The organism is Paenibacillus sp. L3-i20, from assembly GCF_022180385.2.
Taxonomy (GTDB): Bacteria; Bacillota; Bacilli; order Paenibacillales; family Paenibacillaceae; genus Pristimantibacillus.
Genome location: NZ_BQME02000002.1, coordinates 355,078 through 381,501 on the forward strand (window position 1 = coordinate 355,078; position 26,424 = coordinate 381,501).

Sequence of the window (26,424 nt, forward strand, 5' to 3'; positions counted from 1 at the left end):
AGTGAGCCTTTTTTGCGGGATCAGTAAATAACGGGAGGTATTGCAAGGATTACATAGAAGTTAGTAAAACAATGAAAAACCATAGAAGGGAGCGGTAGCAAGTGAACATTATTTGCCCATGGTGTAGTAAAGACGTCTATCTCCATCATAATATTTGTCCACAATGCAAACACGAGGTGTTGCCTCAGCATTTGGAAGAAACGAGAGACCATATTGGGCAAGAGGAAGGAAATGAACAATATCATTCTTTTACTCAAGAGGAGGAAGAATACGACCCTATATTTGCGGTTGAAAATGAATATAGCTGTGCGAAGTGTAGGCATGAGAGGTGTAAGGTCAATGAAGTGGCGATGACTGGAACGGGACTAAGCAAGTTGTTAGACATCCAACACCGTCATTATCTCTTCGTGTCATGTCTAAATTGTGGTTCCGTAGACATTTATGATCCAAGCGTACTGCAGGCAAATAAACGTGGAATGTTCGGGACGGCTTTAGATCTATTTTTGTAGTTGAAAGGGGAGGCAAAGGATTGCCTCCCCTTTATCTTGCCAAATTTAGCGATGCTGAGCTAAATCAATTGCACCAAGTATGACATGAGCAAGTCCAAAGCCGAGCACACCAACACCAACAAGTTTATATTTGCTTTTCAGTAGTGTAGCAGCACCAGAAGCAGTAACTACAGTTCCAAGAACGGTAGGAATCAAACCTTCGCGCATGATAAGCACTCCTTTTGGTTTTGTTTGGCAAGACTGTTTAGTTTGCTTCCAAATCGATTACCTATTCATAGTGGCGTACAATATGGAACATACTCTATTTCGTCTATTTGTCTGACTCGTTCTGCAATATGAATCAAGACAATGGATCAATACAGTTTAAGTTTCTAAGCATCCACCATACGTTTTTTATACAAATAGACGCACAACGAATAGATAACAACAATCCAAATTGCAATTACCACTAAGTTAGACCATACACTTGCAAAACCTGCGCCTTTTTGCACTTCTTCCGCTAGTTGTAGAAGCTGCACATTCGGCAAATAGGTAACAGCATTTAATATTGGATTTGTATCAGCAAACAATATGAGTGAAGAACCCCAAGTAAACAATAAAAGGAACGGCATAATAGCGACGGAAGCCTCCATCACTGACTTCGTAAGCAACCCGATAAATGTGCCAATGCCAACATAGAAAACTAAAGATAATAGTAATCCAACGAGTACTACGGCCATATTAGCGGGATTATAACCAAGCAATCTGATTGAAGCGTATAATATAATCGCAGTCGCGATCATGCTTAACAAGCTTTTTCCTAAAAAGATTTCATAGATGCTGGCAGGTGAAAGCGTAAGTCCTCTTAGCGTATTTTTTTCTTTTTCTTCAGCCACTAGCGCCGACTGAATGTAGGCTCCTACCATAATAAATGTCAAATTAATGATCATAAATTGCGCATGAATCGTAATGTCATCTGACTTTCCGTACAACAAAGCAAAAATTAATGGAAGCAGAATCGTCGTAGAGACGTATAAGTTTCGGGATACATCTTTATAATCTTTTTGCAAAATTGCCATTACACGTTTCATTGAAATACTCATGCTAGTTTCCTCCCAGTTACGTCTACGAAGATATCGCCAAGCGTCGGATAATTAGATTGAATCGTCTTCACGCGGTTTGCATTCATGTATTCATACACTTGCTGAGCGCCTTTAGCACCATTAGGTACTACAACAGTAGAGCCGTCATTCAATTCTAACGTAATCGTATCATTGCTATGCATTTCGCGAAGCTTCTTCGGTGAATCAAGCAATTGAATCGTACCGCCATTCAGGAATGCAACGCGGTCACATAAGGTGTCAGCCTCACTCATATCATGCGTCGTTAAGAAAATCGTCGAGCCCTTTGCTTTCAGTTTCAATAATCCTTCATATATATGTTTCGTATTTACAGGGTCTAAAGCTGAGGTTGGCTCATCGAGAAACAGCAGCTCCGGCTCATGAAGGAAAGCTCGGGCCAACACGACCCGCTGGGTCATGCCTTTTGATAACTTCGATACGACCTTTTTACTCTCTTGTTCCAAATTGACCATTTGCAGCACTTCATTAATGCGTGTCAAAGGAATATCGTATAAGTCGCAATAGAGCTTCAAATTATCATAAACGGACAAACGGCTATATAAGGAAGTATTGTCTGTAACGACCGCCATCTTCTGACGATAGTTTGGTTCACTTAACTTGCTGGCAGGTACTCCGAATACGTAGGCGCTACCTGAGGTCTGTTTTAATTGAGCAGTTAAGATTTTAATTGTAGTCGTTTTGCCGGATCCGCTTGGACCAAGGAACCCGAAAATTTCACCTTTTTTTACGTTAAAGGATACGTCTTTTAGTGCTTTAGAATTTGCAAATGATTTCTCTAGCGATGCGACTTCAATGATATTTTCCATTGCTTAGTTAACCTCCGCTTTCGTTTTCTGTTATGCCTTCATCTTAGGACAAATCCAGCAGTGGCGCATCATAATCGCAACGAAAGGAGCATGGAGAGGGGTGAATGCTGCGTATTTGGAGCCGAATGGCGCATATAATCCCACGTTTGGAGTATCAAAGTAAGTTAGTGGAGCTATTTATTTGAGTCCCATCATTTCCTTGAGCTCTGCCATTTTGGTTTTCGACAGTGGAACGTTTGTTTTTAAATGATCTTCAAGTACCAAGCTATAACTATTGCGAGTAAAAGTGACTACTTCTTTTACCTTTTGCAAGTTCACTATGTAAGAACGATGACAGCGGAAGAAACCATACTTCTGCAATCTTTCTTCCAGCTCATTAATTTTGAATGATGTCGGATACATTTCACCCTTAATGTAAAGATTCGTTTGTCCTTCGCTACTTTCAATATAATCAATTTCAGGCGGATTAAATAAAATAATTTTGTCATTCATTCGGGTCGGAATTTTCTCGAAGTTGACGTGCGTAACGAAAGACTCTTCTTCATCTATTTCTTCCTCACTCGCTTCGCTCGGTAAATCCGCTGCGATCTCCGTTTGTTCGTTCGGCAAAGAAGGTTGAACATCTTCAGGATCATGTACTTCGAATGCCTTTAGCCCCTTTTCATCCAAGCGATATACACTAGACGTTATACTGAGAGCTGTTTCCATGTTTCCTGTCAGCACCAAAACCGCTTTACCGCTTGCACTCAAGTCACGAATCATGCGCTGAAAAACTAGCTTCGTTTCATTATCTACGTTTTGATCGGGCTCTTCATAAACAAACAACATAGGGTCCTGAAACAATAAGCGAGCATATTGAACTCTTCTTTTTTCGGAAGGACTTAGTTTTACTAGTCGTGTATTGGTTTTTGTTTCAAGCTTAACTTTCCGAATGACTTCATCAATAATTAGTTCTGATCCATGCAGTTTTTTGAAAAAAGTAAAATTCTCTTTGACCGTAAGCCGCTCATAGTGGCCATCATTAAGAAGTAACAGTCCCATGTGTAATAAGTACAAACTTCTATTGCTTGAAAATGTTTCTTTATTTACATAAATATCTCCGGTCGAAATCGGCAATTTGCCCGTGAGCATAGCGATTAGCGTATTACGCACGTTCATACTCGAATACAGGGCAACAACTTCATGCTGTGCCACTTCAATATGAAAGGCTGGGAAAACCAACATATTTTCCATGTATCTTTCTAGCTCTTTAATTTGCAAAATAGCCATATGATCACCTGTTCTATTTATAGTTTGTGTTTTTCTATTCATTTGTCCTAGTTTATTATACATGACACGATCTCTAGGCTAAATACAAAATAAGGGAAAAAAATTTACTCTTTTTTTGGTGAACAGGACTTATGGAGTTCAAAAGATGAGTATGTAGATTCGTTCATAGATTTTTTGGTTTTTGATGCAATCTAATGCATGTGAGGAGGAGATAAGAGGGAGCTGTAATTGAATTGAATGTTTCTAAGAAACAAACATGAACGGGTGGGGAACCCGCTGTCATTATCAAGATAACTGGTCATAACAACGATTTAATGAGGCTATTACCTTTCATTTACCGAAACAGAAAGTGATAAAGGAGCTGTCTCAAAAGTATAAATACTTACTTCATGAAACAGCTCGCATGATGAAAAATGGGAGAAAATAAGGAAATGGCGGTGCTAGGGAGGTTATCCCTGCACCGCCATTTCTGGCTTTTGGTCTATTGCCGCCTTCTTGAGCAGATTGTGGGCGAGCGAAAGCCACCCGACCTCAAGGCTTACTTTCGGCAGGCCTCGAAGCAGAAAACGCCGGAATCCCCGGTTGTTTTTCAGTTGTCCAAATACGCTTTCCGGTTCGATCATTCTTCGAACCGACAGCGCATACCCTTCCTCGCTCTTGAGTTTCTCGCGTATTTGTTTCTTGTAACGCAGATACTTCAGGCTCACGCTGATTTCTCGGTTTCCTTTGGCTTTTGTACAAGCCTCTTTGAGCGGACAGCCTTCGCAGTTTTCGCTTCGGTAGTGGCGCTTCCGTAACTCATATCCGCTTTCTGTCGTTTCCTTACTTTCATAGCGAAATAGTAGGTTACGCCCAGCAGCGCACGTCCATATGTCTTCGGCTTCGTCATACTGCCAGTTATCCAACTTACTGATATCTTGCTTCCACTTCTTCGATTTTTCCTTGTGGTATGTGCTGTACTTCACCACTGTTTCTAGTTGTTCGTTTTCCAAGTAAGCGTAATTTTCTTCCCCGCCGTATCCTGCGTCCGCGATAACTGTTTTCGGTATATTTCCCAGAGTTGCTTTTACCTTCTCTAAGTGGGGCTTGAGGCAACGTGTGTCTGTCGGGCGCTGGTGCAAACTGTAGCCGATAATGAACTGGTTTTCCGTTCCGATCTGTACATTGTAGCCAGGTTTGAGCTGGCCATTACGCATGTGATCTTCTTTCATTCGCATGAAAGTAGCGTCGGTATCGGTCTTGCTGAAGCTATTACGATCTCCGAGAATCTCCTGCTGTACTTCGTATTTTTGCAAGCGGGGGAGGAGGTCTTTGCGGATTGCCCGAACTGTTTTTTTCAATGGCTTGTCCTTAGGTTTCTCTTGTAGTTGCTCCTCTAGCTGCTTTACAGCCTCTTCCAGCTTTTCGCTGGTGATCTGTGTGGACTCGCCGAGTTCAGGAAGATCCCATCCGTGATGTTCTTGCTCTTCCTGACGCTCAGATTCTTCAATGGTAGCGAACAAAGTCTGGACTTTCTCCTGCAGCCTCGCCTTCTGTTTCACCACCGCTTTGCCCCAGACAAACGTATAGCGATTGGCGTTAGCTTCAATCTTGGTTCCGTCGACAAAGTAATGTTCAAGCCGCACGTATTTCTCCTCAGCCAGAAATTGTAGAACGGCGGTGAAGACGGTCTCGAGCACCGTCTTCATACGTTCAGAACGGAAACGGTTGATGGTGCGAAAGTCCGGCTGTTGTCTGCCTGCAATCCACATAAACATGACGTTTTCACGGACCGCTTTAGCGATTTGTCGAGACGAGTAGATCCGCTGGGTGTAGGCATAAACAATAACTTTGGTGAGCATTTTGGGGTGGTAGCTATCTCGGCCGCCACCAGGGTATGCGGAGGCAAAGATCCTGTCGCTAAGTCGGTTCACAGCGGCATTTACAATACGCACGAGGTGATTTTGAGGAATGTCATCCTCCAAATCCATTGGCAGGGTAAGTTGGTCCATGGTATATTGAATGTACAAAGAAATCGCTCCTTTTGGAATGGTTGGGTGGTACCTCCATTTTACCAAAAAGCGATTTCTTTTTGTTTATTCAGAACAAAAAAAGCTGTCCCTCAGGTCACTTTATGACCTTTTGGGACAGCCCCTTTATACATCAAAAACTTATTAGATTGAAATAACTGTATCGAGAGCAACTTCCATCATATCATTGAATGTACTTTGACGTTCCGCCGAAGTTGTTTCTTCGCCAGTAAGCAAGTGATCGCTCACTGTCAAAATTGTCAATGCGTTTACGCCGTATTTAGCTGCCAATGTGTAAAGTGCTGTTGTTTCCATTTCTACACCCAAAACGCCGTAATCCATCAGTTTCTGAACAACTGACTTGTCGTCGCGGTAGAAAGAATCGGAACAGAAGACGTTACCCACATGCAATTTCAAACCTTTAGCAATACCGCGCTCATACGCCTCTTTGAGCAAGGAGAAGCTGCCGATCGGTGAGAAGTCATAGCCGCCAAATACATGACGATTAACGCTAGAATCGGTACAAACTGCTTGTGCCAAGATTACTTCACGAACATGTACGCTTTCCTGCATAGCGCCACAAGTTCCTACGCGCACCAAGTTTTTTACGCCGTAATCACGAATCAATTCATTCACATAAATACTGATAGAAGGGACGCCCATGCCTGTCCCCTGTACGGAGATGCGCTTTCCTTTATACGTACCAGTAAAGCCTAACATGCCTCTGACTTCGTTATAACAGATGACATCTTCCAAATACGTATCAGCAATATATTTAGCTCTTAGTGGATCTCCCGGCAATAAAATTGTTTCTGCAATTTGGCCTTGCTCTGCTCCGATATGAACACTCATGAACATTCTCCTTCAAAAATAGATAGTTTAGAAGCCTGTATATTTTAATTCATTCATCGCATCAGTGCAAATGATTTTAACTTCGTGTTGTTATTTAATAAATAATCCTGCAATGATAGCAGACAAAACGCTAACCAAAGTTGCTCCATACAATAGCTTCAATCCGAAACGAGCAACAACGTTACCTTGTTTCTCATGCAATCCTTTTACAGCACCGGCGATAATACCGATCGATGAGAAGTTAGCAAATGAAACGAGAAACACGGATACGATTCCGACAGCGCGCGCAGACAGATCAGGGTATTTCGCTATTTCAGTCATAGCAACGAACTCATTGGCAACCATTTTCGTAGCCATAATACTTCCCGCATCGACTGCATCTTTCCATGGAACACCCATAATAAAAGCGAATGGTGCAAACAGATAACCGAGTAATTCTTGGAACGAAATACCGAAAATTCCGTCGAAAAGCCCATTAATCAGTGCGATCATTGCAATAAAACCAACCAACATCGCTGCAACGATGATTGCAACTTTGAAACCGTCCAATATATATTCACCCAATACTTCGAAAAACGATTGTTTCTCTTCATCTTGCACTTCCAAAATATCTTCCGATTCCTCGACTTTATAAGGATTCAGAATGGAAGCGATGATGAAACCACCAAACAAATTAAGCACAAGCGCGGTAACAACATATTTAGGATCAAGTATTTGCATGTATGCGCCAACTATCGACATCGATACAGTGGACATTGCTGAAGCACATAATGTATACAGTCGGTGCTTAGGCAACATCCCCATCTGTTTTTTGACTGAAATAAACACTTCGGATTGCCCCAAAATAGCTGAAGCTACCGCATTATAGGATTCTAACTTTCCCATACCGTTTATTTTACTCAAGAGAAGACCGATATATTTAACGATGAACGGCAACACTTTGATATATTGCAATATACCGATAAGCGCTGAAATGAACACAATCGGGAGTAGGACAGATAAGAAGAATGAGAATTGTCCTTCATTAAGAAGACCGCCAAATACAAACACGATTCCCGTATTAGCGTATTCAAGCAATTTTTCAAACAAACCAGAGAAACCTTTAATTAAAACAGTACCTGCAACAGTGTTTAATAAAACAAACGCTAGAATTACCTGCAAGATAATCATAATCGCTATTGGTTTATAGCGAATGTCTTTTTTCTTATTGCTGGCAACGTAAGATAGCCCTAGAACAACAAGTAGGCCGAGTAAAGCGATTAAAAATTTCATGGTGCATTCTCCTAGCTGATTATAGTAGTTCATGATGCATTCCTGTAAAGCGCTTACAACACGTCGGCGTTCATTCATGACTATGTTACTATACCACCTCGGCACGGAGTAGCATACTTGTATATTTTTACAATGTCATAGTCCGAATTCGTCGAATATACAGAACATTTTGCACCTTTTAGAAGTATCCCTCTTAATGTACCCAATATATACTCATGTTCAAACAGCCAGTTATATTATTTGGAGAAACTGTTTAGTTTGTTCCGGATATGTGTAGCTATTTAAAACGTTTTAAAATATGGTGCATATTTCCTTGCGTCTTTTTGCCCTACTTGTCCATCTAACCTATGTAAACTTCATGAAGCGCACAAAACAATGGTGGTCAACAATAAAACAAGGCATTAAGCCAAAGAGGAGAATATTTAAATGAATAAAACAGCTATCGCTACAATCGTTGCAAGTGTCATCGCAGGGACGTCATGTTTTGGATATTTTACAAATGTAACTATAGATCGTAATGTTGATCGGATTAAACAAATTGACACACATCAGCAAGTAAAACAACCAATTGCAAATGAATCTAACTCATTCCGCAACATCAAGGTAACAAGTCAAAGTGTTGCATTTGTTATTAAAGGTGAGGCGAGTGTATTTGAAGGAACATTCCACTATACAGTCAAGCAAGGCGAAAAAGTTATTGTAGAAAACTTCGGAACTGCATCTATAGGTGGACCTGAGTGGGGTAAAGTAGAGCAACAAATTAATATTCCATGGAACAAGATGTCCGGTCATTCCCCGCTTACGATTGAACTATACGAAATAGATCAAGAGAGCGGACAAAAAGTAAGAGTCATGCAAATTCCGTTAACAATTGGCTCGGATAGTAATAGTTACAAAAATGAATCATTCCGCAACATAACAGTAGCTCCTGTATCGTTTGAATACTCAATAAAGGGAGAAGCGAGATTGCACGAAGGAACATTCAATTATGACGTAAAACAAGGCGTAAAAAAAATAGCTAGCGGTTTTGGAACGTCTTCGATTGGTGCACCGGATTGGGGGCAATTGGAACAAAAAATAACGATTCCTTTGGAAAGTTTTTCTGGAGATCAACCGATCACACTAGAACTATATTCAATTGATCAAGAAAGCGGCAAAGCAGTTGATACAAAAGTAATCATGTTAAAGTAATGGGCTTAGCTTAGCGGCGTTGCAAAACGCCGCTTTTATTACGTTGTAAGATTACTGCTTTTAATAAGTTAGTGGATAGTTTAGAGCTATAAAGGTGATGTTAAAGGGATATATTTCTAATTGATAGGGGGTTTTTCAAAATTGTGAATGAGACCGAGTTGGTGAAAAAAGCGATAGCTGGAGATGTAGAAAGTTTCTCAGAGCTTATCGTAAGTCGCAGGGAACGGCTTTATCGAATTGCATACACCTATGTACGAAACAAGGAGGATGCACTAGAAATAGTACAAGAGACCGTTTATCGAGCTATGATTTCCGTCCAAACTGTTCGCGAGCCAAAGTACTTTAACACATGGCTGACGAAAATTGCAGTCAACAACGCACTTGATTATATCCGTAAAGCCAAAAAAACGGTTTATATAGACAATGATTATGAAGCAGGTTACGTCCCGGAGCGGACCGAAGAACATATCGATTTACATAAAGCATTGGATACTCTCGACGAAAAGGCAAAAACAATTATCGTTCTTCGTTATTTCGAAGATTTGTCTTTAAATGATATTTCAGACATTGTTGGCTCGCCGCTCAGTACAGTGAAATCGATTATTTACAGATCACTAGCAAAATTAAATATTGAATTAAAGGATGGTGATGACGATGAGTAATGATATGGAGCGGTTAAAAAAATCGTATGCAGAAATAGAAATACCAACCGAGCTGGCTGCTGTTACGGATGCGGCAATAAAACGTGGTAAGTTGGAGCAAAAGCGTAGAAAAAAAGCAGGAAAAAGCCGCTGGATAAAGTATGTTGGTGCTAGCGTCGCAAGTTTATTCATCTTATTTACAGTGAGCATTAATACAATGCCAGCTTTCGCAAGTAGTCTGGAACAAATACCGGGACTAGGTGCATTAGTTCGGACTTTGCAATTTAACAATGGGAGCGCAGGGGGTGGAGTAGATACGGACAGCACTGATATCAATCTGATTTCACTGCAGAAGAAGGGGGAATCTGAGGAAATTGTGATCAATTTCCAGAAAAGTAATGAAGCTCAGCAAATCGTCAACTCGTTTGGTGTAAAGTATAGTGAATATCCGAATACGATGTCCTTTACGATTGGCGGCGCAAGAAAATTTTCTGCGGAGAAGGATCTAGCGCTACTTAAGAAAAGTGGATTAATTATGGATGCCTATCAAGTAATGTCGCTTGATGATTCACTTATTCGGTTTAATATAACCTTCAATCAAAATGTACGCTTTGAGGTAAAAGAATATAAGGAGCCGGCGCAAGTTATCGTTACACTTACAGCTGGACCTTCGGAGACGAGTGAAATTCCAGTCTACTCTGTTCGCACCATTTCTTCTCCTTACGGGGATATTCAAGGTAATTATGAAGAGTTGTTGTTTGGGCTGGAAAGTGTTCGTACGTTGAAGGACGATAAAGGTAATTACTTTGTGGAGGCAGCATATTTTAAAACAGAAGCTGAAGCATTGACCAAGCTGACACAAATAAAAGAAGCGTATAGCTTTAAGGATAATATTTTATTTATTGAACGAAGAGAGCCGCTGCAAATTCCTGCAACGACTGCGGAGCACAATACAAAGTAGTTTTACAAAAGTTCGTTATAAAAAGCAATGGATTGTACGCAGGAACACACAATCCATTGCTTTATTTAAGTTGTACATTTTTATCTTTATCATTACCTTGATCATCTTCTATTTCTTTTTTATGCTTCCATCATGAAATAGTAGTAATTTGGTTAGCGTGTTTACGATCAGCATCAAGTGCGTGGATGATAGATGTTAGCTCGAGCTCCTTGAAATCTTGATCCGAAAATATAAAGGGATTTCCAAACGTCTTAGAGGGATAAAGTAGATTAATAGCATCAGTGTCCAATGTCCATGATGAGAATGAGTATATAGTGAGGAACATATACAAAAAAGAAAACCCGCAATATGCGGGTCCCATCATTACACGCGTAGATCAATACTTTGTCCACGGTTAGGATCAAGATTTTCATTGATCATTTGTACTAACTGTTGACCTTGCTGTTCAGCTTGTCCTTTTGCCATGCTGAGCACTTTAAGCCCTACTGCTTGTGATAAGGCTGACTGACTCTTTAACATTGATAGCGCTGCAATATCCAAATGAGACACCCCCTTGGTAGTTGTATCGGTTTTTTAATGATAAATGGTTAATGAGTGAGATGTTATTTATTACGAAAGATCGAAGATTAATTTTTTTGCTGAAACTTAAAATATAACAAAGGAAAAATGAGGAATGATGTAGAAATTTGTGTTAACAGATTTAAATGCGAATAGAAGAGAATAAATGAGAAGAGGGAATTATGATGAGCAAATCGAAGTATTCCGAATCGGGCCAAGAAATTTATCGCCATGAGGAAAGAACAACTCCGTTCCAATTAGCAACAGGCGATGAAGCGACGATCGATTTAATTACGGCTCATATTGAAAAGCATATCGGGGTAGTTGACTTTATATTTCATGAAATTATTTCTGATACTGTTCATATCGATGTGCTTAGAGTACCGCCGACCAAAGAAAGAAATTACTACACGCTTGTCACTTGTGGAATGAGTACGCTCCCAATGACTGTTCCACCAGGGGCTGAAAAATTCCGATTTGCAGAGTTGTTAATTTGTTTGCCAGCCGATTGGCCGATGACGGAGGAAACGTATTCACTGCCAGAGAACTATTGGCCGATTGAATGGTTGAAAACGCTTGCGAGATTGCCTCATGAATATAATTCGTGGCTGTATGCAGGACATACAATTCCTAATGGCGATCCAGAAAAACCTTTTGCTGGCAACACGCTACTATCGGGTGTTATGCTGACACTTCCGTCACTTGCAGAAGATGCAAGCGCTTTCTTTAATTTGCGGGCATCGGATGAAAAAGAAGTACATTTCTTCTGCGTAGTGCCTCTTTATTCAGAAGAGATGGAGTTTAAGTTGAAGAAGGGTGCAGAAGCATTGTTAGAGAAACATGATGAAGAAGGAATAACAGTATTGCTTGATATCGGTCGTAAAAATGTTTGTAAAAAATCAATATTTGGTTTCTTCAAAAAGTAAAACACAAAAAAGTTGGGATTTATGTATAATCACACCGAATCGGGAGAAGCTAAAAACATCGGCGTCGGAAGATGTCGTAGACAACCGCGGAGAAGGCTTACGTTTCCCCATAAGTTCTTCGTCCGGTTTCTCCTCTCCCATGATAGAGGCTCTCGAAAGAGGGCCTCGATTATTTTGTTTAAAACCCTTGATTTATAAGGGTTTTTTAGAATCGTTAGAGAAATTAATTTAATCGTTGTTGACCAATCTCAGTCATAACCTACTTGTGCTATATCTAATTCTGCCTAGATTTTCTCCTTTCCCAATTATCTTTTCATATGAGGCCTTACATTATATTGCAATATATCCTCGATATCGCCGATACGTAATACAAGTCGATAGACAGAAGATAGATCTATCTCTGCTTGGCATATATTCTCAGCGCTAAGAGCTGCTTTCTTAACAAGCGGCAATATGATACCAAATTGGAAATCATTTGACTCATGGCGCGTGTATGCAAAATCCGGCACTGTAATTGAGGGGAACACTCCTTCTAATTCATCATAAGTGATACGATGAAATGGCGCTTTAATGTCGATGGTTAACGTTTTATCCCAATTAAGTGAATGGCATTCCACAATCATCCAAACAGGAGTTAGTAGCTTACTTTCACCAGATTCTTCATAAATGCCACTAATCTTCAACACGATATCGACCCCTGCTTTCGGCAATTTGGCGGTTTAATTGGTTTAATATATTGTTTGTTGCGTCAGAGTACGTATAGATGATGGGTTTAAAAGTCGATCTTGAACGAAGGTTACGCTCTTCGCGTTCATTGCTTATTTTTCGTAATATATATTCTATACGTTGTTTTACAAAACTATACGGAAGCTGGAACGCTTCGGAAATAATGGTTAAGTAATGATGTAAATACTTAGTAGGTTCGAATTTCTCTAGCATGAAATATGGCATTGCAGCGACCATTTGAAACTGCGCAGCTTGTGCTTCTTGAAGATCTTGAAAAGTTGATGGCATTGAATCTTGTATGCCAACATGTCTCAGAGGATGACATAGCTCATGAAAAAACTCTTTCCGAAGCTCTTCGTAACATAAATCTTCTTTAAGAAAAATAAAAGAATAACTATTTTCTTCCCACTGAGCGAAACATGGACCGCTATAATATTTCACTTCTACACCAAATGCCTGTGAAACGGCTTTAATAGTCAAATCGGAGGGTATTAAGATACCATGTTCTTTGTATCTTGCACTAATCCAAATTTCCAAATCGGATGGTTTGTATAAATTGAAATCCAACATTTGTTATCATCCCCCAAAAAAAGAAACGTATGTTCGTATTAGTAGGCAAAAAATATAGCCTAATGAAGGCTATACTAAAATGATTGTTCGTCTCTTTTTCGCTGAGCTTTACGGTACGCATCTACAGCAGCCTTGGCAGCTGCCCTCGCCAGATCTAGTTCCTCTTCAGAGTACTTATCAGATCCACCTAAGAACGCTCGTCCAATATTTGCTTCGCTATCTGCACGTTGTTCCGAATTCCCCTCACCTTGTTTTGTATTGCTAGAAGTATGGTTAAGCTGATCGGTGACATCAGGTTGAAAGTTATCGGATCTGCCGTACAAGTAATCAATAGTAGTATTGAAGTAGTCAGCAAGTGCATTTATTGTTTTTTGGTCAGGCTCCGTTTTCCCATTTTCGTAATTTCCATATCCTTGCCTAGTAATACCTAGGAAATCAGCCATGTCCTTTTGTGTCTTCTTCATATCTAATCTTAGATTTCGAAGGCGGTCAGACAGCATAACAATAGCCCCCATTAATAGATTAACTCTATTATAGGCAATTATTCGTTGCCTGCCAACCTAGGCAATGAAACGTTGCATAAATACATTGACAGCAACGTTTCATTGCACTAATATCGTGATATAGGCAACGAAACGTTGCTTAATGTGAAATAGTTGCGAAATGTAAATGACTGACTTACAAATTAAAAGATTGAGATGGGAAGGGTTTGAACAATGGATAAAACAGTTGAAGCAGATAGTTGGACTCTTGATCTACGCGAATACATGACTAGTGAGCTTAGGTCAGGAGGATTCATCACATTTGACGAAAATGGTTATGCTCATTTGACGCCAAAAGGGAAAATACGTGCAACAGCACGTCTGGACAAGCTACCGATTGGCGATAATCTCCTGCTGGAAATTGCAGTTTGTGAAGCTTATAGCATGAAACCGAACCTATAAGTCCAGTAGCAAATTTATTCGACAGTTATAGAAACTAGCTTAAGGAAGTGAAGATGGAGTATGGACGGCTGGATATGTATACATCGCAAAATTCGTAAAAACTCTATTTTTAATGACATGGAATTACTACGTTTGTGGCTTATTTGTTTGACAGAAGCAAGCCATACTGAGCGTAATCAGATGATCGGTAAGCAGATTGTTCAGTTGCAGCCTGGTCAATTCGTAACTGGACGATTTGACCTCCATGACATGTATAATGCTGGGTTAAAATGTGATCAGAAAAAAAGTGCAAAAACAATTTGGAGATGGCTCGAGACGTTGCAAAGGGGTGATTTTTTGACCATCCAATCTACTACGAAATTTTCAGTTGTAACGATATGTAATTGGGACTTATACCAAGAGCATAAGAGTGATAACGACCAGCAAATAACCAATAAACGACCATCAAATGACCAGCAAGTGACCATAAACAAAAATGTTAACCATTATAACAATGACAACAATGACAACAATGAGGAAAAAAAGAGATTAAGCGAGCGGAAAAGGTATGCCGAGGATTCTACATCTTACAGGATGGCAGCGTTCCTTTTTTCGAAAATAAAAGAATGGACGAGTAGTGTGAAACAACCAGACTTTCAGCTCTGGGCAGATGATTTCCGGAAAATAGTTGAAATAGATAAAAGGGAAACGGAGCTAGTAAAGATTGTGATTGAATGGGTAACGGAAGACACTTTTTGGCGAAAAAATATTTTATGTCCCAGCAAGCTAAGAAAACAATTTGATCGGTTAGTCATCGAAATGGAAAGCAAAGCTGGAAAGTTGAAGAAAACACAGAGTTGCGGAGGTGAAATGAATGAACGCAGAAGCGATAACGGAAGTGATATTGTCGGTTCCGAACAGAACTATGACCTCTTTGTACGCCGTTGACCCAAATGAAGGTACATATTGTTGCTTGATATGCCGGGTTGAGATGAGAAGAGTATTTTTTCCGCTATTTCAAAAGTACGTCATGCCATCTGCTTGTAAGTGTGTTGCGAGTAGGATGGAAAAGGATCAGCTTGACCTCGAACGTAGTGTGCGTCGCGATCGGCTTGAGAGACATTATAAGCGAAGCATTATAAGTGAAAGTCTTAAACGTGCATCCTTCGAAAATTTCATTATTCGTAGAGGCACAGAAAATGTGTTCAACGAGGCAAAAAGATTTGCAGATACTTTCAGAATACAAGAGTTTGGGTTAATGCTATATGGGAAGCCAGGAAACGGAAAAAGTCATCTTATGGCATCCATTCATCATGAGTTAGTTAAACATGGTTATGTTTGCCTCTTTCTTGATGTGTCACAACTTTTCAATACTGCAAAGGATACATTCAAGTTTAGCAGCAAAGTTTCATTAACAGATATTATTACGGCGGCTGTTGATTGTGATTTGCTCACACTGGATGAAATCGGCTCTGGTGTATTATCCGAGACTGAGTTTAACGACATCTTATTTCCGATCATAAACGGCAGGATGGGCAAAAAAACGAATTATTCCAGCAATCTCGATCTAAATAGGCTGAGCAAGTGGTTTGAGAAAGGAAGAAATGGGGGGGCATTGGATACGGACGGTCGCCTGATCGATCGTATTATTGGTTCCTGTAGAGTATTTGAAAATTTGGCTACATCTAAACGACATGAGGATGCTCTCAAAAGAATGCACGATTAAGTATGGAAGGGGTTAGGACATGAGTAATTCGCAATTCAAAAAGAAATGGATAAAGGATGTAAGACCAACAAAAGAGTTATGTGAAGCTCTTAAGGAAATTGAGATTGGTGAGGAAATGGTTTGGTGGAATGGATGTGAGCCATTTATTATTACCCGTGCAACTGATGATGATATAGAACGAATTGGGAGAGGAGTCTTTTGCTTAGATTGAAAGATTCACGGTACTTGGGAGTATTAAAAAAACACATGTCTGTGCCTTCTTCTCCTATTAGTTATTGTCTGATAATTAAAACATCACGTGGCGGGGTGCCAGTACGTTGGATCTGTTGAATCTCGGCATTAGTAAGGTTGCGCCCTACTAAAACTAGTGAAGAAGTTAGATTATTGAAGTTACCTAAGTTCGACATGCTTTGGCGTCCACGAAAAATGCGAGTGGATCCTTGAAAGTTAATTTGCGAAAATAAACGAGTGTAACAGAATCTCTGGTTGAGGCATTTCTTAGACGGAAACTGGAAAGAACGTTATCAAAACGAAATGCTCCCAAATCTTGAACTGCTACGCCACCACGTCTAAAAACAATCCGCCGATTTCTGAAATTATTGCCAGAGAAAAGTTGGAGACTTACATCTACGTTTGCCAATTCTATCACCCTTTCATATGGGATGATATATTCTATGATTAATTCATAGGAAAGGCTCAAACAAATATAAGGTGAGAAATTTTACATATAATAGAAAAGGAGATGGGAGTAATGGGAGCAAGGCAAACGGATTTTGGCAATTACAAGGTGAATGACAGTGCAACTAAGGATGCAGTAGAGAAATATTTACTACAGGCGAGGGAGTACCTGGTTACTGCGTATATACCGGAGCAACAATCTATTACCGCCTCGTACAGCGACATGCCTCGAAGTTATACCGGAATGACAAGCGATCATACTGGAAAATTAGCTGCTAGGAATGTAGACGAACCGGAGCGCCGTCGTCGGCATATCGAACGAGCCGAGAGTGCAATAAGTAGACTGGGAGCAAAACAACAGAAGTTAATCCGTGCTAGATACTTGGACGAGGACAATGTACTTGATCTTGATGTCGCAGCGGATATGGGTTATAGTGATCGCCATTACCGTCGAATTAAATCAGAAACAATGTTTCGAATAGCTAATACTCTTGGTTTGGTAGTACTTCAGGAGTGCTGAACGATGATGTCCGCTTTATGTCCGCTCTAAGTCCGCTTCATGTCCGACAAGTTGCAAAAGAACATGGTATTATTGGAATATGGAAATATAAACATATGGCAAGTGTGCGTGAGGGGTCGTCCAATGGGCGGCCCCTTTTGCATGGGTTAATATCCCGATATAGGTAGGGAGGGACCGGGGATATGAAGGAACAAAAGAAAAAGTTGAATAGTGAACTTGAGCTTCCAAAGCAGCCATTGAAATGTAAGGGATGCTTTTGGGGGGAATGGCGAGAGACAAAGCAGCTTTGTCATTTGCCGAAGTGTGTTCTGGAGAAAAGTAATTTTAAAGGGGGGTGATTGTATGAAAACAGTTCAACTGGTAATCGCTCCTTATGTTCATGTAAGAAATGGCGGAGGCAAACATGATTCTGACGGGGGACGGGAGCGCGCATCTCCCGAAAGTATTATGCTACCTGGCATCAACCATTCAGTTAACGCCAGACTACTGTAGGTGAAGGAGGTCGTTATGCCGATGAGAAACGAGTATTGTTCACAGCAATACGTAATGAAAAGGGTGATTGCATTTGCTTCCATTTCAGGCAATTCACTCTGCAATTGTTAGTAACCTAGCCCAGCATTTGAAGTTTCCTGTCACTGAGATGCATGGCGGGGGTGATAAACCTGTCGGTTCGTTCTTCACTTATGATTTTATCGGTGGGTTTAGAGCGGAGAAAGGGTTGCCGTCTGTATATTTTGAATCGAACAAAAGAATCGAGAAGGAGACGGTCACATTTACCGTCTCTTTCTTATCTTATGCAGTCGATCGGACAACCAGCATTGTTAACGGTTTGACTGCTAGGGATTGGTTCAAGTTAGCAGGATACGTTTTGTTGAAAGAAATGGTCGATGTGGTTGTTGTTAATGTAGGAGATCTCGAAAATCGGGATGTAACTATTAATAACGTCTTGGAGCTTCGCCAAGGGTTTGAGGTGGAGTTTCGAACGACGAATGTAGTAGAAACTGTAAATGAATTTATTGAGAAAATTAATATTCAAGGAGGAAATCAAATTGTCCATTCATGATGTAATCGTCACTATTGATATTCAAAAACCGACACCAAAATTGAGTTTTGGTAAAACGCTAATCATCGGTTCAAGCGAAACAGGGCAGGATTACAAATCGTATGCAAACTTAGAGGCGGTCAAATTGGATTTCGCGAGCACTAGCGAAATATACAAGGCGGCCTTCGCTTTATTTAACCAGGGGGATAATGCTCCTACTGAAATTGCGGTTATGCTGCACAAAACTGCCGGTGAGACGCTAGAAGCGTTTCTGCCGTCGATTTTTTCGAAAGACTGGTATTTTCTTGTTTCGACAAGCGGTACTGTCGGCAGTATTACGACGATTGCTGATGCAGTAGAGCTTGAAGGATCAAGACAGTTTGTAGCTAGTTCAAGTAATAAGACAGAGTTGGCAGCGATTAAAGCAAAAGGCTATAGCCGAACAAGTATCCTTTATCATACAGATACATCGAATTATCCAGAAGCTGCATGGATTGGTGAGACGGGTTCTGACGAAGTTGGCAGTGCTACCTGGAAGTTTAAAACATTAAGAGGTATCGTTCCTCTTGATCTGACAGCTACAGAACTGAATGAGATTCATGAACTGGGTGCAAATACGTATGTCATGAAAGCTGGAAAAGCAGTAACGAGTGAAGGTAAAGTGGCTAGCGGTGAATATATCGATATCGTTCACAGTAAGGATTATCTTATCCAATCTATTGAATTTGCAGTTCAGGATTTATTAAACCAAACGCGCAAATTAAGCTATGATGACACCGGCATAGCGCTTATCGAGAGCAGCGTGCGCACTGTCCTGCAAAGAGCCTTCAATAGCGGCATGGTTGCTCGGGATGAGAAGGGTATGGGTATCTTCTCGACTACTTTCAAATCAAGAAATGAAGTGGACGCAGCAGATCGAGCTAATCGACTATATGACGGCGGCGAATTCTCTTTTGAATTGGCTGGAGCGATCCATAAAACTGCAATTAAGGGCTACATTAAAATATAGGGAGATGAAAAAGAATGAGTTATACGTATGATCCAAAAAGTGTTAGCGTCATTATCCAAAATGTGCATTTAACTGGATTTGGTGAGTCTATGGTGGAAATCGAGAAGGACGAAGATAATTACGAGACATCCGTAGGTGCGCAGGGAGATGTTGTTCGAACCAAAATTAACAATAAGCTCGGAACGATTACTCTCACCTTGCAGCCAACAAGCCCGCAGGTGTCTTTTATGGACAACTTAGCTAATACTGGAGATTTGGTTCCGGTAACGGTTATTTATGCGGGGCAACCAAAAGAGATTACAGCAGCAACTCAATGCTATGTCTCAAAGCCTGGGGCTCGCAAGTACGCGAATTCGATTGAAGATAGGGAATATGAGATTAAATGTCTAGATCTCCATATGCTATAATACTAAACTTTATTTGAAGGAGAAGATGAATCATGACAAATTTCAACCAAAAGGATTTCACTTCGCAACAAGGGAACAAATATATTTTCCAACACCCAGGTGTACGTATGGTTTCGAAAATCAATGACGCTTCAAAGAACAAACATGGCGTTGTGCTAGAGGAGCGCCTGTCAGAAGAAATGTTGAAGCATGTCATCGTCGAGCCGAAGAAGCGTATTGACGATTTTAAAGATTATACCGAATATAGTGAAGTTATTAATGCTGCCTATTCTTTTATTTCCGGGCAGGATGGTGGCAGTGATGACGATCAGCAAGCTGGAAGCGGAGAAGAGGGCTAGAGCAAACTGGTCTCAATGGCGCTTGCTTCTATCGGACATGAATATTACGTATTCCGATCTTCAAATGATGGATCAAAATGACTTGATAGAAGCAAATGCGGCGTTAGACATATATGTTCAGCAGCAAAAACAGGCTTCTAGAAGCAAAAAAAAATAGCGTCCTTCGGGGCGCTTTTTTGTTGCATGGGGGGTGAATGGAAGCGATGGCGAACCAAACAATCGGTATATTAATGTACAACGTAGCAATAAATGTGAATATGGCTCCAGTTGTTGAGGCAGAGGTCAAAGCTTCGAAGTTTGCTGATACGATTAAAAAAATAAAAACTAATGCTGCTCAAGCAGCAATAGAATTAGGGAAGTCTTTACCAGGAGCTATAATTGGACTCGGTACAGCGGCCCTTACCGCATCATCCAATTTTGAAAAAGCAATGTCAGACGTGCAAGGAGCAACCGGTGCAACTAAGGCCCAGATGGAAGAGACACGAGAGATTGCAGAAAATCTCTATACTCAAAATTTCGGAAAAGATTGGGCAGATCTCGGTAATGCGATCACAGCAGTAAAAACAGTTACCGGACAGACCGGGGATCAACTGGAAAATACGACGCGTAATGCTATTTTACTAAAAGATGTATTTGGATTTAAATTACCCGATAGCGTTAAAACAGTGGACACGATGATGAGGCAATTCGGCATTACTTCAGAGCAGTCTATGAATCTTCTCGCTCAAGGTACCCAAAAGGGGCTCAACAAATCGGGGGATTTACTTGAAAGTGCGAACAAATACTCCAATCAGTTTAAGTCGCTAGGCTTTACTGCTGAAGGAATGTTTAACGTCTTGTCGGCAGGCTCTATTGAAGGTGCGTACCAGTTGGACAAAGTAGGCCTTGCTGTTAAAGAATTTAATAGCAAGTCTCAGGATAATTCTGAATCCACAAAAGGTGCTTTTACGGATTTAGGATTTAATGCTGACGCTATGATGAAGACATTTGCTGCAGGTGGCCCGAAGGCTAGTCAAGCTTTCAGTGAAGTATTGCAGAAGATTGCTGCGATAGAAGACCCTCTTGAAAAAAATAGACTTGGCGTGGCTCTAATGGGTAACCAATTCAAGGAACTTGAAGTTGATGTTATTACAGCAATGGGAAATGCAACAGACAAATTTGACATGACTGCAGCTAGCATGGATGGGCTAAATCAAATCAAGTTTGATAAGCCCGGAGAAGCATTTGCGATGTTCGGGCGACAGATTGAGACAGGTTTTCTTATACCGATTGGTCAGAAAATGCTCCCTCATTTGACGAAGCTAGGACAATGGTTGACGGATCATAAGCCTCAAATTGAAGCTGTTGGTACAGCTGTTGGTGACTTTCTTGGGAAAGGTTTTGACCTTGCAGCGGAGGCAATCCGTATTCTATACGACAAAGCAGTTGAGGCAATACCTGTATTAATATCGTTCAAAGATGAAGCTGTAGCTAGTTTTAATGCTTTTACAGGAAGCGTTGTTGAAAACAAAGAAGCTATTCTTGCAGCAGCAGCAGCCATAACAACATTCTTTTTGCCAGCATTAATTCGTACAGGTATTCAAGCAACAATTAGTGGTGCACAGATGCTGGGTTCTTTCCTAAAAGGAATAATTATGACTGGTGTTGAGGCCATTAAAACAGCTTATAAGTATGCAATATCCGGATGGGCTGCAGTAGGATCGATCATAAGAATGACCGCAGCATGGGTTGCTAGTAAGGTGCCGTTAGTTACACATAAAGCGTTGTTATTTGCTATTAATGTGGAGTTGATTGCACTTAAAGCAAAGTTAGTTCTTTCTACGATAGCAGCTAGAGCAAAAACAGCAGCTTTAAGGATTATGACATTTACGACTACGTCAGCCACAGCGGCCATGAGGGCAATGACAATAGGGACGTGGTTAACTTCTGCAGGAACATGGGCAATGACAGCAGCGCAATGGGCGCTAAATTCTGCTTTTTTGGCAAATCCAATAACGTGGATTGTGGTGGCCATTATTGCGGTTATCGCAGCAGCCATTCTTATTTTTAAAAATTGGGGAACAATTGGTCCATGGCTATTGGGAATGTGGACGCTATTCAAAAATGGCATTATTACTGTCTTTAATAGCATTGTTACTTTCTTTAGCGGATGGGTTTTACTTATTAAAACAGCTATCGTTGGTGCTATATCATGGATTGTTACAACCGTTACTGGTTATTGGACCCAAATCACGACAATAACCACAAATGTATTTAACGGCATTATTACTTTTTTTAGTGGATGGGTTTTACTTATTAAAACAGCTATCGTTGGTGCTATATCATGGATTGTTACAACCGTTACTGGTTATTGGACCCAAATCAAAACAACTACCACCAGCGTATTTACGAGTGTTAGTACCTTTTTTACAGATATATGGAATTCGATTACAGGATTCTTTCAAGGTATCGATTTACAACAAATCGGTAGGGATATTATTCAAGGCTTGATTAACGGTATTGTGAATACGGCAGGTGCTGTAGTTACGGCAATTACAAATGTAGCTAGTGATATTACAACTGGGATCAAAAATTTCTTACGTATAAAATCCCCATCACGAGTGATGATGGAAGTAGGTTATTATACGGGTGAAGGCTTAGCCGATGGCATAACAGGCACACAAGCGATGGTATCTGTTGCCTCAACAGCTCTTGCAGGAGAAGTGACTGCACCTTACATGGCGCCGACACAATTGGCTTCTGCAACCGCTTATACACCAGAGACTGCTCCAGCACGTACGAACGCGCCTCAGCGACTTGAGATTGATCTGAACATTGACATGAAAGGAAATACTTCAGGAGCATCTGTGAATAGTGATATGGCGGAGCAAATGAAACGTGTCATTCAAGAAGCTGTTGATTCAGCTATTCGCCGCATGGGGTTAATGGAGGTAGAGGTTTAATGGCTATTTTAAACGGTCAGTACATCCATGTCATTAATGAAGATCCCTCTTACGAAGTAGATATTACAGATCAACCCGTTGAAAAAGGTATCAATCTTAGTGACCATGTACAACGCAAACCACGCACACTTTCATTAAGTGGGTTTATCGTAGGGGATGATGCTGCTCAAGTTCGAGCGATTATCATTTCTAACATGGACAGAGGGAACATTGCTAAGTATGTAGGTAGAAATGCATTTACAGGACTCATCACGAGTTTTTCATCGAAACATGATCATCGTGCAGCGAATGGTTTTTCGTTTACGATGACGATTAAATCCGTTAGAATCGCGACTAATTCGTATGAAGGCTCTCTATCTACCCAGATCGGTACACAAGTAAAAGGTGTTGAAAACTCAGGAAGGAAGCAAGCTAACGAAAATAGTTCGTCAGCGAAAAATAATACAGAATCATCTAAGAAAAAGGAAAGGAACCAAAAGACCAACATCAAGATAGAGAGCCCTTGGGCGGAAGGATGATGGATATGAGGTATATTGAGATTGAGAAAAACCTCGTACCCTATCGATTTGATATGGGGATAGATAACGAGTTGTTTACGTTCGAAATTCACTATAATAGTGAGTATGATTTTTTTACTGTAGATCTTGAACTTGACGGTGAAGTATTAGTCGTCGGTGAAAAAATGGTCTACGGTGTTCAGTTATTTGGCGATGTACTCGATAATCGATTTCCTAAAACTCCGATCATTCCATACGATGAATCTAAGAAATCACAAGACGTAAACTGGAACACGCTATCCGATAGCGTGTTTTTGTTTTTGTATGAGGTGAAAGGCGATGCGTAATTTTGGGCGTGTCATTGAAATCATAACTAATAATATACGCTTTTCTAACGCCGATCTTACGATGGAGGGAACGGTTCCCTTTGATGATGATCCGTTGCCTAACGAAAGTGAGATTAAGTTGTGGAACTTAGCAAATCGTTCTATTCAAACGATAAAGCCTGGTAAAAAACTAACGGTGAATGCAGGTTATACCGGTGATGTCGGTGTAATTCTTCACGGCTATATTAGCAAGGCGGCAACAGTAACGGAAGGCGTTAATCGTATCACGACTATTCATGTTCTTGATTCTGAGGATTTTAGCAAACGTAAAGAAATTGAAAAAACATATGTGGCTGGTACCTCAGCAAGCTACATCTTAAAGGATATGGCAAAATCGATAAAGTTGCCTGTTGCTCAATTTGAGCTCGTGGATGATTACCAATATGTAGAGGGATTTACGGCAAAAGGTGAGGTAACGAAAATATTATCTGAGGTTGCTGCCCAATGCAAAACATCGGCATTTATTAATAAAGGTCAACTCTATATTCGTAATCTGAAAAAAGGTAAAGATGATGTTTTCAAATTGTCCGCAGAGACGGGTCTTCTAGGGTCTCCTTCATATTTTAACGAAAGTGAAGCACAGGGCTATCAAGCTACATCGCAATTACAGTATCGCATAACGACAGCTTCAGTTATCGATCTGACATGTGAAGCTTTTAAGGGAAAACTATTTGTTCGAAAAGGTTCTCACCGCTTTAGCAATTCGGGTGATTTCAAAACAGAAGTGGAGGCGATACAGTGAAGCAAGCTGATCCATCAGCCGCGCTCTCTATGATGCTCACTCGTTGGTGGAACAAAAAGTCGGGCGGTATGCATGTCGCTTTTCCATGCAAAGTACTTTCCTATCAAGCGACCATTAATAGAGCGTGTCTGCAACCACTTATCCGGACAACGACATCAGAGCCAGCAATTATTGAACATGTTCCTGTTCTAGGTCAACGTTATTTAATAGATGGCATTGAAACGACATGCGTACCATTTGTAAAAGCGGGAGATATCGTGCTCGTTGTTTGTGCGGACCGTGAACTGAAGAACGCACAGACGGGCAAAGTAGCAAAACCAGACAGTTCACGCATGCATGATGTGAATGACGCTGTAATAGTGGGGGTGTTTCCATGGAGTCTTTAAAAATGGAGGGCGGCGATCTCGTCATTCAGCAGGGCGACTTCCAGTTCATTAAAGGGCACGAGGAAGTCGTTCAGTGTTGCCGCCACGAAATTGCAACGAATGTGGGAGAATGGTTTCTTAATCCGAATATGGGTATGAACCACGACCTTTTTCTAGGCAAGCAGACGAATGAGGAATTAATGCGTAGTGAACTGCAGCAAGCATTGCTCCGCGAAGAACGTATTGAATCGGTGGATACGATAAATTTTGAAACTGATCAGAAAGGAAGATCGCTGCTCATAACATTTATGGTTATGGGCAAGAACGGTGAGAGCTATAAGGGGGAGGTCGAGAATATTGCTTAATCCAAATGGATTTAAACGAAAACGATTTGCAGATATATTTTCTGAAATGGAAGTTAAGGCAAAAGAAGTATATGGGCAGCAAATTAATACAAGTGAACGCTCAGCGCTTGGTATTTTACTCCGTCTTGTTGCTTGGTTTCTTGGACGTTTGTGGCAGAGCTTGGAGGATGTTTATTACAGCAGTCACGTTCATAGTGCAACGGGCCGCAGTTTGGATAGATTAGGAGCAAACTTCAATCTCTCTCGCACACTTGCTCAGCCAGCAAAGGGGCAAGTTACAATAATGGGTACTCCTTTATTTACTGTTCCGGTAGGATTTCGTCTAAAGACTGCAACGAATATGATCTTTGAAACTTTAGAGGCACATACGCTAGACAGCAATGGTTCTGCGACCGTACTTGTACAGGCAGTGGAAGCAGGAAGTAACGGAAACGTTGGAGCAGGAACAATTGTTACAATTGTTAACCCTGATGCGAATATAGTAAGTAGCTTGAATACAGCGGAAACATATGGCGGATTAGATACGGAAAACGATCCGGTATTTCGCAGTCGTATCTTAACTAAAACCCAAAATCCTGGTACAAGCGGGAATGCGGCCGATTACATGAACTGGGCTCTTAATGTCATGGGAATTGGCAAAGCGAAAGTTTTTCCACTTTGGAATGGACCTGGGACGGTAAAAGTTGTTTTGGTGGATACGGAGAAGCTTCCGGCCAGTCTTGAGCTCGTTACAGAAGTGACAACATACATTGAAAAAATGCGACCAATCGGTGCAGAAGTGAGTGTTAATGCTGCTAGATCAAAGACTTTAAACATAAGCGTTCAAGTCACTTTAGCTCCAGGCACGCATTTACAGACTGTTATAGAAGCTTTCAAGGTAGATTTGGATGTATATCTTGAAGAAAACGCACTAACTACTTCATATATAAGCATTGCAAAGATCGGAACGATTTTACTCGGAGTCCCTGGTGTGCTTGATTACAAGACTCTTCTTCTTAATAGCACTGCATCCAACGTTTTATTACAGTCCGATGAGATTGCTGTAATGGGTCTCTTAACGGTGGGGGTGTAGC

34 protein-coding genes are annotated in these 26,424 nt (G+C 40.8%); 23 read left to right on the forward strand and 11 right to left on the reverse strand.

What is annotated here, in order from left to right; translation table 11 throughout:
- Positions 1–101: 101 nt before the first annotated feature.
- Positions 102–509, forward strand: coding sequence for a zinc ribbon domain-containing protein (locus MFF31_RS14875; RefSeq protein WP_248565496.1), 408 nt, complete (start codon positions 102–104; stop codon positions 507–509).
- 45 nt (positions 510–554) lie between these two features.
- On the opposite strand, the gene MFF31_RS14880 is transcribed toward MFF31_RS14875, so the two are convergent.
- The 7 genes from MFF31_RS14880 to MFF31_RS14910 all read right to left on the reverse strand — a co-directional run bounded on the left by MFF31_RS14880 (position 555) and on the right by MFF31_RS14910 (position 7,838).
- On the reverse strand, positions 555–716 hold the full coding sequence (locus MFF31_RS14880) for an asparagine synthase (protein WP_238188898.1): 162 nt from the start codon (positions 714–716) through the stop codon (positions 555–557).
- A 164-nt stretch (positions 717–880) separates the two neighbouring features.
- Positions 881–1,591, reverse strand: a complete 711-nt coding sequence (locus tag MFF31_RS14885) for an ABC transporter permease (RefSeq protein WP_238188899.1) — start codon at positions 1,589–1,591, stop codon at positions 881–883.
- Complete coding sequence (locus tag MFF31_RS14890; RefSeq protein ID WP_238188900.1) at positions 1,588–2,436, reverse strand: ABC transporter ATP-binding protein; 849 nt, start codon at positions 2,434–2,436, stop codon at positions 1,588–1,590. The genes MFF31_RS14885 and MFF31_RS14890 overlap by 4 nt, the downstream gene beginning before the upstream one ends.
- 177 nt (positions 2,437–2,613) lie before the next feature.
- On the reverse strand, positions 2,614–3,768 hold the full coding sequence (locus MFF31_RS14895) for a LytTR family transcriptional regulator DNA-binding domain-containing protein (protein ID WP_238188901.1): 1,155 nt from the start codon (positions 3,766–3,768) through the stop codon (positions 2,614–2,616).
- A 386-nt stretch (positions 3,769–4,154) separates the two neighbouring features.
- Positions 4,155–5,714: an IS1182 family transposase gene (locus MFF31_RS14900; RefSeq protein WP_238187063.1), complete on the reverse strand. Its 1,560-nt coding sequence runs from the start codon at positions 5,712–5,714 to the stop codon at positions 4,155–4,157.
- Between the two features lie 144 nt (positions 5,715–5,858).
- On the reverse strand, positions 5,859–6,566 hold the full coding sequence (deoD, locus tag MFF31_RS14905; protein WP_238188902.1) for a purine-nucleoside phosphorylase: 708 nt from the start codon (positions 6,564–6,566) through the stop codon (positions 5,859–5,861).
- Between the two features lie 90 nt (positions 6,567–6,656).
- On the reverse strand, positions 6,657–7,838 hold the full coding sequence (locus MFF31_RS14910) for a NupC/NupG family nucleoside CNT transporter (protein ID WP_238188903.1): 1,182 nt from the start codon (positions 7,836–7,838) through the stop codon (positions 6,657–6,659).
- A 426-nt stretch (positions 7,839–8,264) separates the two neighbouring features.
- Here MFF31_RS14910 and MFF31_RS14915 point away from each other — a divergent pair, with 426 nt between their 5' ends.
- The 3 genes from MFF31_RS14915 (at position 8,265) to MFF31_RS14925 (ending at position 10,631) form a co-directional block, all read left to right on the forward strand.
- Positions 8,265–9,029 (forward strand): Gmad2 immunoglobulin-like domain-containing protein, encoded by a 765-nt coding sequence (locus tag MFF31_RS14915; RefSeq protein WP_238188904.1) that lies wholly within the window; start codon positions 8,265–8,267, stop codon positions 9,027–9,029.
- 143 nt (positions 9,030–9,172) lie between these two features.
- Positions 9,173–9,691 carry a sigma-70 family RNA polymerase sigma factor gene (locus MFF31_RS14920; protein ID WP_238188905.1) on the forward strand — a complete coding sequence of 173 codons (519 nt, stop codon included), beginning with the start codon at positions 9,173–9,175 and terminating at the stop codon, positions 9,689–9,691.
- The gene (locus MFF31_RS14925; protein WP_238188906.1) at positions 9,684–10,631 is read left to right on the forward strand and encodes a DUF4179 domain-containing protein; all 948 of its coding nucleotides are present in this window, start codon (positions 9,684–9,686) and stop codon (positions 10,629–10,631) included. The genes MFF31_RS14920 and MFF31_RS14925 overlap by 8 nt, the downstream gene beginning before the upstream one ends.
- 363 nt (positions 10,632–10,994) lie before the next feature.
- Here the strand turns inward: MFF31_RS14925 and MFF31_RS14930 are convergent, their stop codons facing one another.
- Complete coding sequence (locus tag MFF31_RS14930; RefSeq protein ID WP_238188907.1) at positions 10,995–11,171, reverse strand: YjfB family protein; 177 nt, start codon at positions 11,169–11,171, stop codon at positions 10,995–10,997.
- A gap of 200 nt (positions 11,172–11,371) precedes the next feature.
- Between MFF31_RS14930 and MFF31_RS14935 the strand changes: the two genes are divergently transcribed.
- Positions 11,372–12,115 carry a suppressor of fused domain protein gene (locus MFF31_RS14935; protein WP_248565497.1) on the forward strand — a complete coding sequence of 248 codons (744 nt, stop codon included), beginning with the start codon at positions 11,372–11,374 and terminating at the stop codon, positions 12,113–12,115.
- Between the two features lie 305 nt (positions 12,116–12,420).
- Here MFF31_RS14935 and MFF31_RS14940 read toward each other — a convergent pair whose 3' ends face one another.
- The 3 genes from MFF31_RS14940 to MFF31_RS14950 form a co-directional block, all read right to left on the reverse strand.
- Complete coding sequence (locus MFF31_RS14940; protein ID WP_238188909.1) at positions 12,421–12,801, reverse strand: hypothetical protein; 381 nt, start codon at positions 12,799–12,801, stop codon at positions 12,421–12,423.
- The gene (locus MFF31_RS14945; protein ID WP_238188910.1) at positions 12,788–13,411 is read right to left on the reverse strand and encodes an ImmA/IrrE family metallo-endopeptidase; all 624 of its coding nucleotides are present in this window, start codon (positions 13,409–13,411) and stop codon (positions 12,788–12,790) included. Before MFF31_RS14945 ends, MFF31_RS14940 begins: the two co-directional genes overlap by 14 nt.
- Before the next feature lie 74 nt (positions 13,412–13,485).
- Positions 13,486–13,911, reverse strand: coding sequence for a helix-turn-helix transcriptional regulator (locus MFF31_RS14950; protein WP_238188911.1), 426 nt, complete (start codon positions 13,909–13,911; stop codon positions 13,486–13,488).
- 216 nt (positions 13,912–14,127) lie between these two features.
- Between MFF31_RS14950 and MFF31_RS14955 the strand changes: the two genes are divergently transcribed.
- The 18 genes from MFF31_RS14955 to MFF31_RS15040 all read left to right on the forward strand — a co-directional run bounded on the left by MFF31_RS14955 (position 14,128) and on the right by MFF31_RS15040 (position 26,423).
- Entirely contained in the window at positions 14,128–14,355 is a 228-nt protein-coding gene (locus tag MFF31_RS14955; protein ID WP_238188912.1) for a hypothetical protein, read from the forward strand.
- A 117-nt stretch (positions 14,356–14,472) separates the two neighbouring features.
- A complete protein-coding gene (locus tag MFF31_RS14960; RefSeq protein ID WP_248565498.1) occupies positions 14,473–15,282 on the forward strand; it encodes a hypothetical protein in 810 nt (269 codons plus the stop codon).
- Entirely contained in the window at positions 15,209–16,060 is an 852-nt protein-coding gene (locus tag MFF31_RS14965) for an ATP-binding protein (RefSeq protein WP_248565499.1), read from the forward strand. Before MFF31_RS14960 ends, MFF31_RS14965 begins: the two co-directional genes overlap by 74 nt.
- A gap of 19 nt (positions 16,061–16,079) precedes the next feature.
- Positions 16,080–16,271 (forward strand): hypothetical protein, encoded by a 192-nt coding sequence (locus MFF31_RS14970; protein WP_238188915.1) that lies wholly within the window; start codon positions 16,080–16,082, stop codon positions 16,269–16,271.
- 540 nt (positions 16,272–16,811) lie between these two features.
- The gene (locus MFF31_RS14975) at positions 16,812–17,258 is read left to right on the forward strand and encodes an ArpU family phage packaging/lysis transcriptional regulator (RefSeq protein ID WP_238188916.1); all 447 of its coding nucleotides are present in this window, start codon (positions 16,812–16,814) and stop codon (positions 17,256–17,258) included.
- 342 nt (positions 17,259–17,600) lie between these two features.
- On the forward strand, positions 17,601–17,750 hold the full coding sequence (locus MFF31_RS14980; protein ID WP_238188917.1) for a hypothetical protein: 150 nt from the start codon (positions 17,601–17,603) through the stop codon (positions 17,748–17,750).
- Between the two features lie 73 nt (positions 17,751–17,823).
- Positions 17,824–18,321, forward strand: coding sequence for a phage neck terminator protein (locus tag MFF31_RS14985; protein ID WP_238188918.1), 498 nt, complete (start codon positions 17,824–17,826; stop codon positions 18,319–18,321).
- Positions 18,308–19,309 carry a DUF3383 family protein gene (locus MFF31_RS14990; RefSeq protein ID WP_238188919.1) on the forward strand — a complete coding sequence of 334 codons (1,002 nt, stop codon included), beginning with the start codon at positions 18,308–18,310 and terminating at the stop codon, positions 19,307–19,309. Before MFF31_RS14985 ends, MFF31_RS14990 begins: the two co-directional genes overlap by 14 nt.
- 14 nt (positions 19,310–19,323) lie before the next feature.
- Positions 19,324–19,716 carry a phage structural protein gene (locus tag MFF31_RS14995; RefSeq protein WP_238188920.1) on the forward strand — a complete coding sequence of 131 codons (393 nt, stop codon included), beginning with the start codon at positions 19,324–19,326 and terminating at the stop codon, positions 19,714–19,716.
- A gap of 32 nt (positions 19,717–19,748) precedes the next feature.
- A complete protein-coding gene (locus MFF31_RS15000; protein WP_238188921.1) occupies positions 19,749–20,054 on the forward strand; it encodes a hypothetical protein in 306 nt (101 codons plus the stop codon).
- Positions 20,014–20,211 carry a hypothetical protein gene (locus tag MFF31_RS15005; protein WP_238188922.1) on the forward strand — a complete coding sequence of 66 codons (198 nt, stop codon included), beginning with the start codon at positions 20,014–20,016 and terminating at the stop codon, positions 20,209–20,211. The genes MFF31_RS15000 and MFF31_RS15005 overlap by 41 nt, the downstream gene beginning before the upstream one ends.
- A gap of 46 nt (positions 20,212–20,257) precedes the next feature.
- On the forward strand, positions 20,258–22,996 hold the full coding sequence (locus tag MFF31_RS15010) for a phage tail tape measure protein (RefSeq protein ID WP_238188923.1): 2,739 nt from the start codon (positions 20,258–20,260) through the stop codon (positions 22,994–22,996).
- Complete coding sequence (locus MFF31_RS15015) at positions 22,996–23,514, forward strand: phage baseplate protein (protein WP_238188924.1); 519 nt, start codon at positions 22,996–22,998, stop codon at positions 23,512–23,514. The genes MFF31_RS15010 and MFF31_RS15015 overlap by 1 nt, the downstream gene beginning before the upstream one ends.
- A gap of 5 nt (positions 23,515–23,519) precedes the next feature.
- Positions 23,520–23,840 (forward strand): phage baseplate plug family protein, encoded by a 321-nt coding sequence (locus MFF31_RS15020; RefSeq protein ID WP_238188925.1) that lies wholly within the window; start codon positions 23,520–23,522, stop codon positions 23,838–23,840.
- Entirely contained in the window at positions 23,833–24,621 is a 789-nt protein-coding gene (locus MFF31_RS15025) for a phage protein (protein ID WP_238188926.1), read from the forward strand. Before MFF31_RS15020 ends, MFF31_RS15025 begins: the two co-directional genes overlap by 8 nt.
- Positions 24,618–25,007, forward strand: coding sequence for a Gp138 family membrane-puncturing spike protein (locus MFF31_RS15030; RefSeq protein WP_238188927.1), 390 nt, complete (start codon positions 24,618–24,620; stop codon positions 25,005–25,007). Before MFF31_RS15025 ends, MFF31_RS15030 begins: the two co-directional genes overlap by 4 nt.
- Entirely contained in the window at positions 24,995–25,351 is a 357-nt protein-coding gene (locus MFF31_RS15035) for a DUF2634 domain-containing protein (protein WP_238188928.1), read from the forward strand. The genes MFF31_RS15030 and MFF31_RS15035 overlap by 13 nt, the downstream gene beginning before the upstream one ends.
- Entirely contained in the window at positions 25,344–26,423 is a 1,080-nt protein-coding gene (locus MFF31_RS15040) for a baseplate J/gp47 family protein (protein WP_238188929.1), read from the forward strand. Before MFF31_RS15035 ends, MFF31_RS15040 begins: the two co-directional genes overlap by 8 nt.
- Position 26,424: the final 1 nt, after the last annotated feature.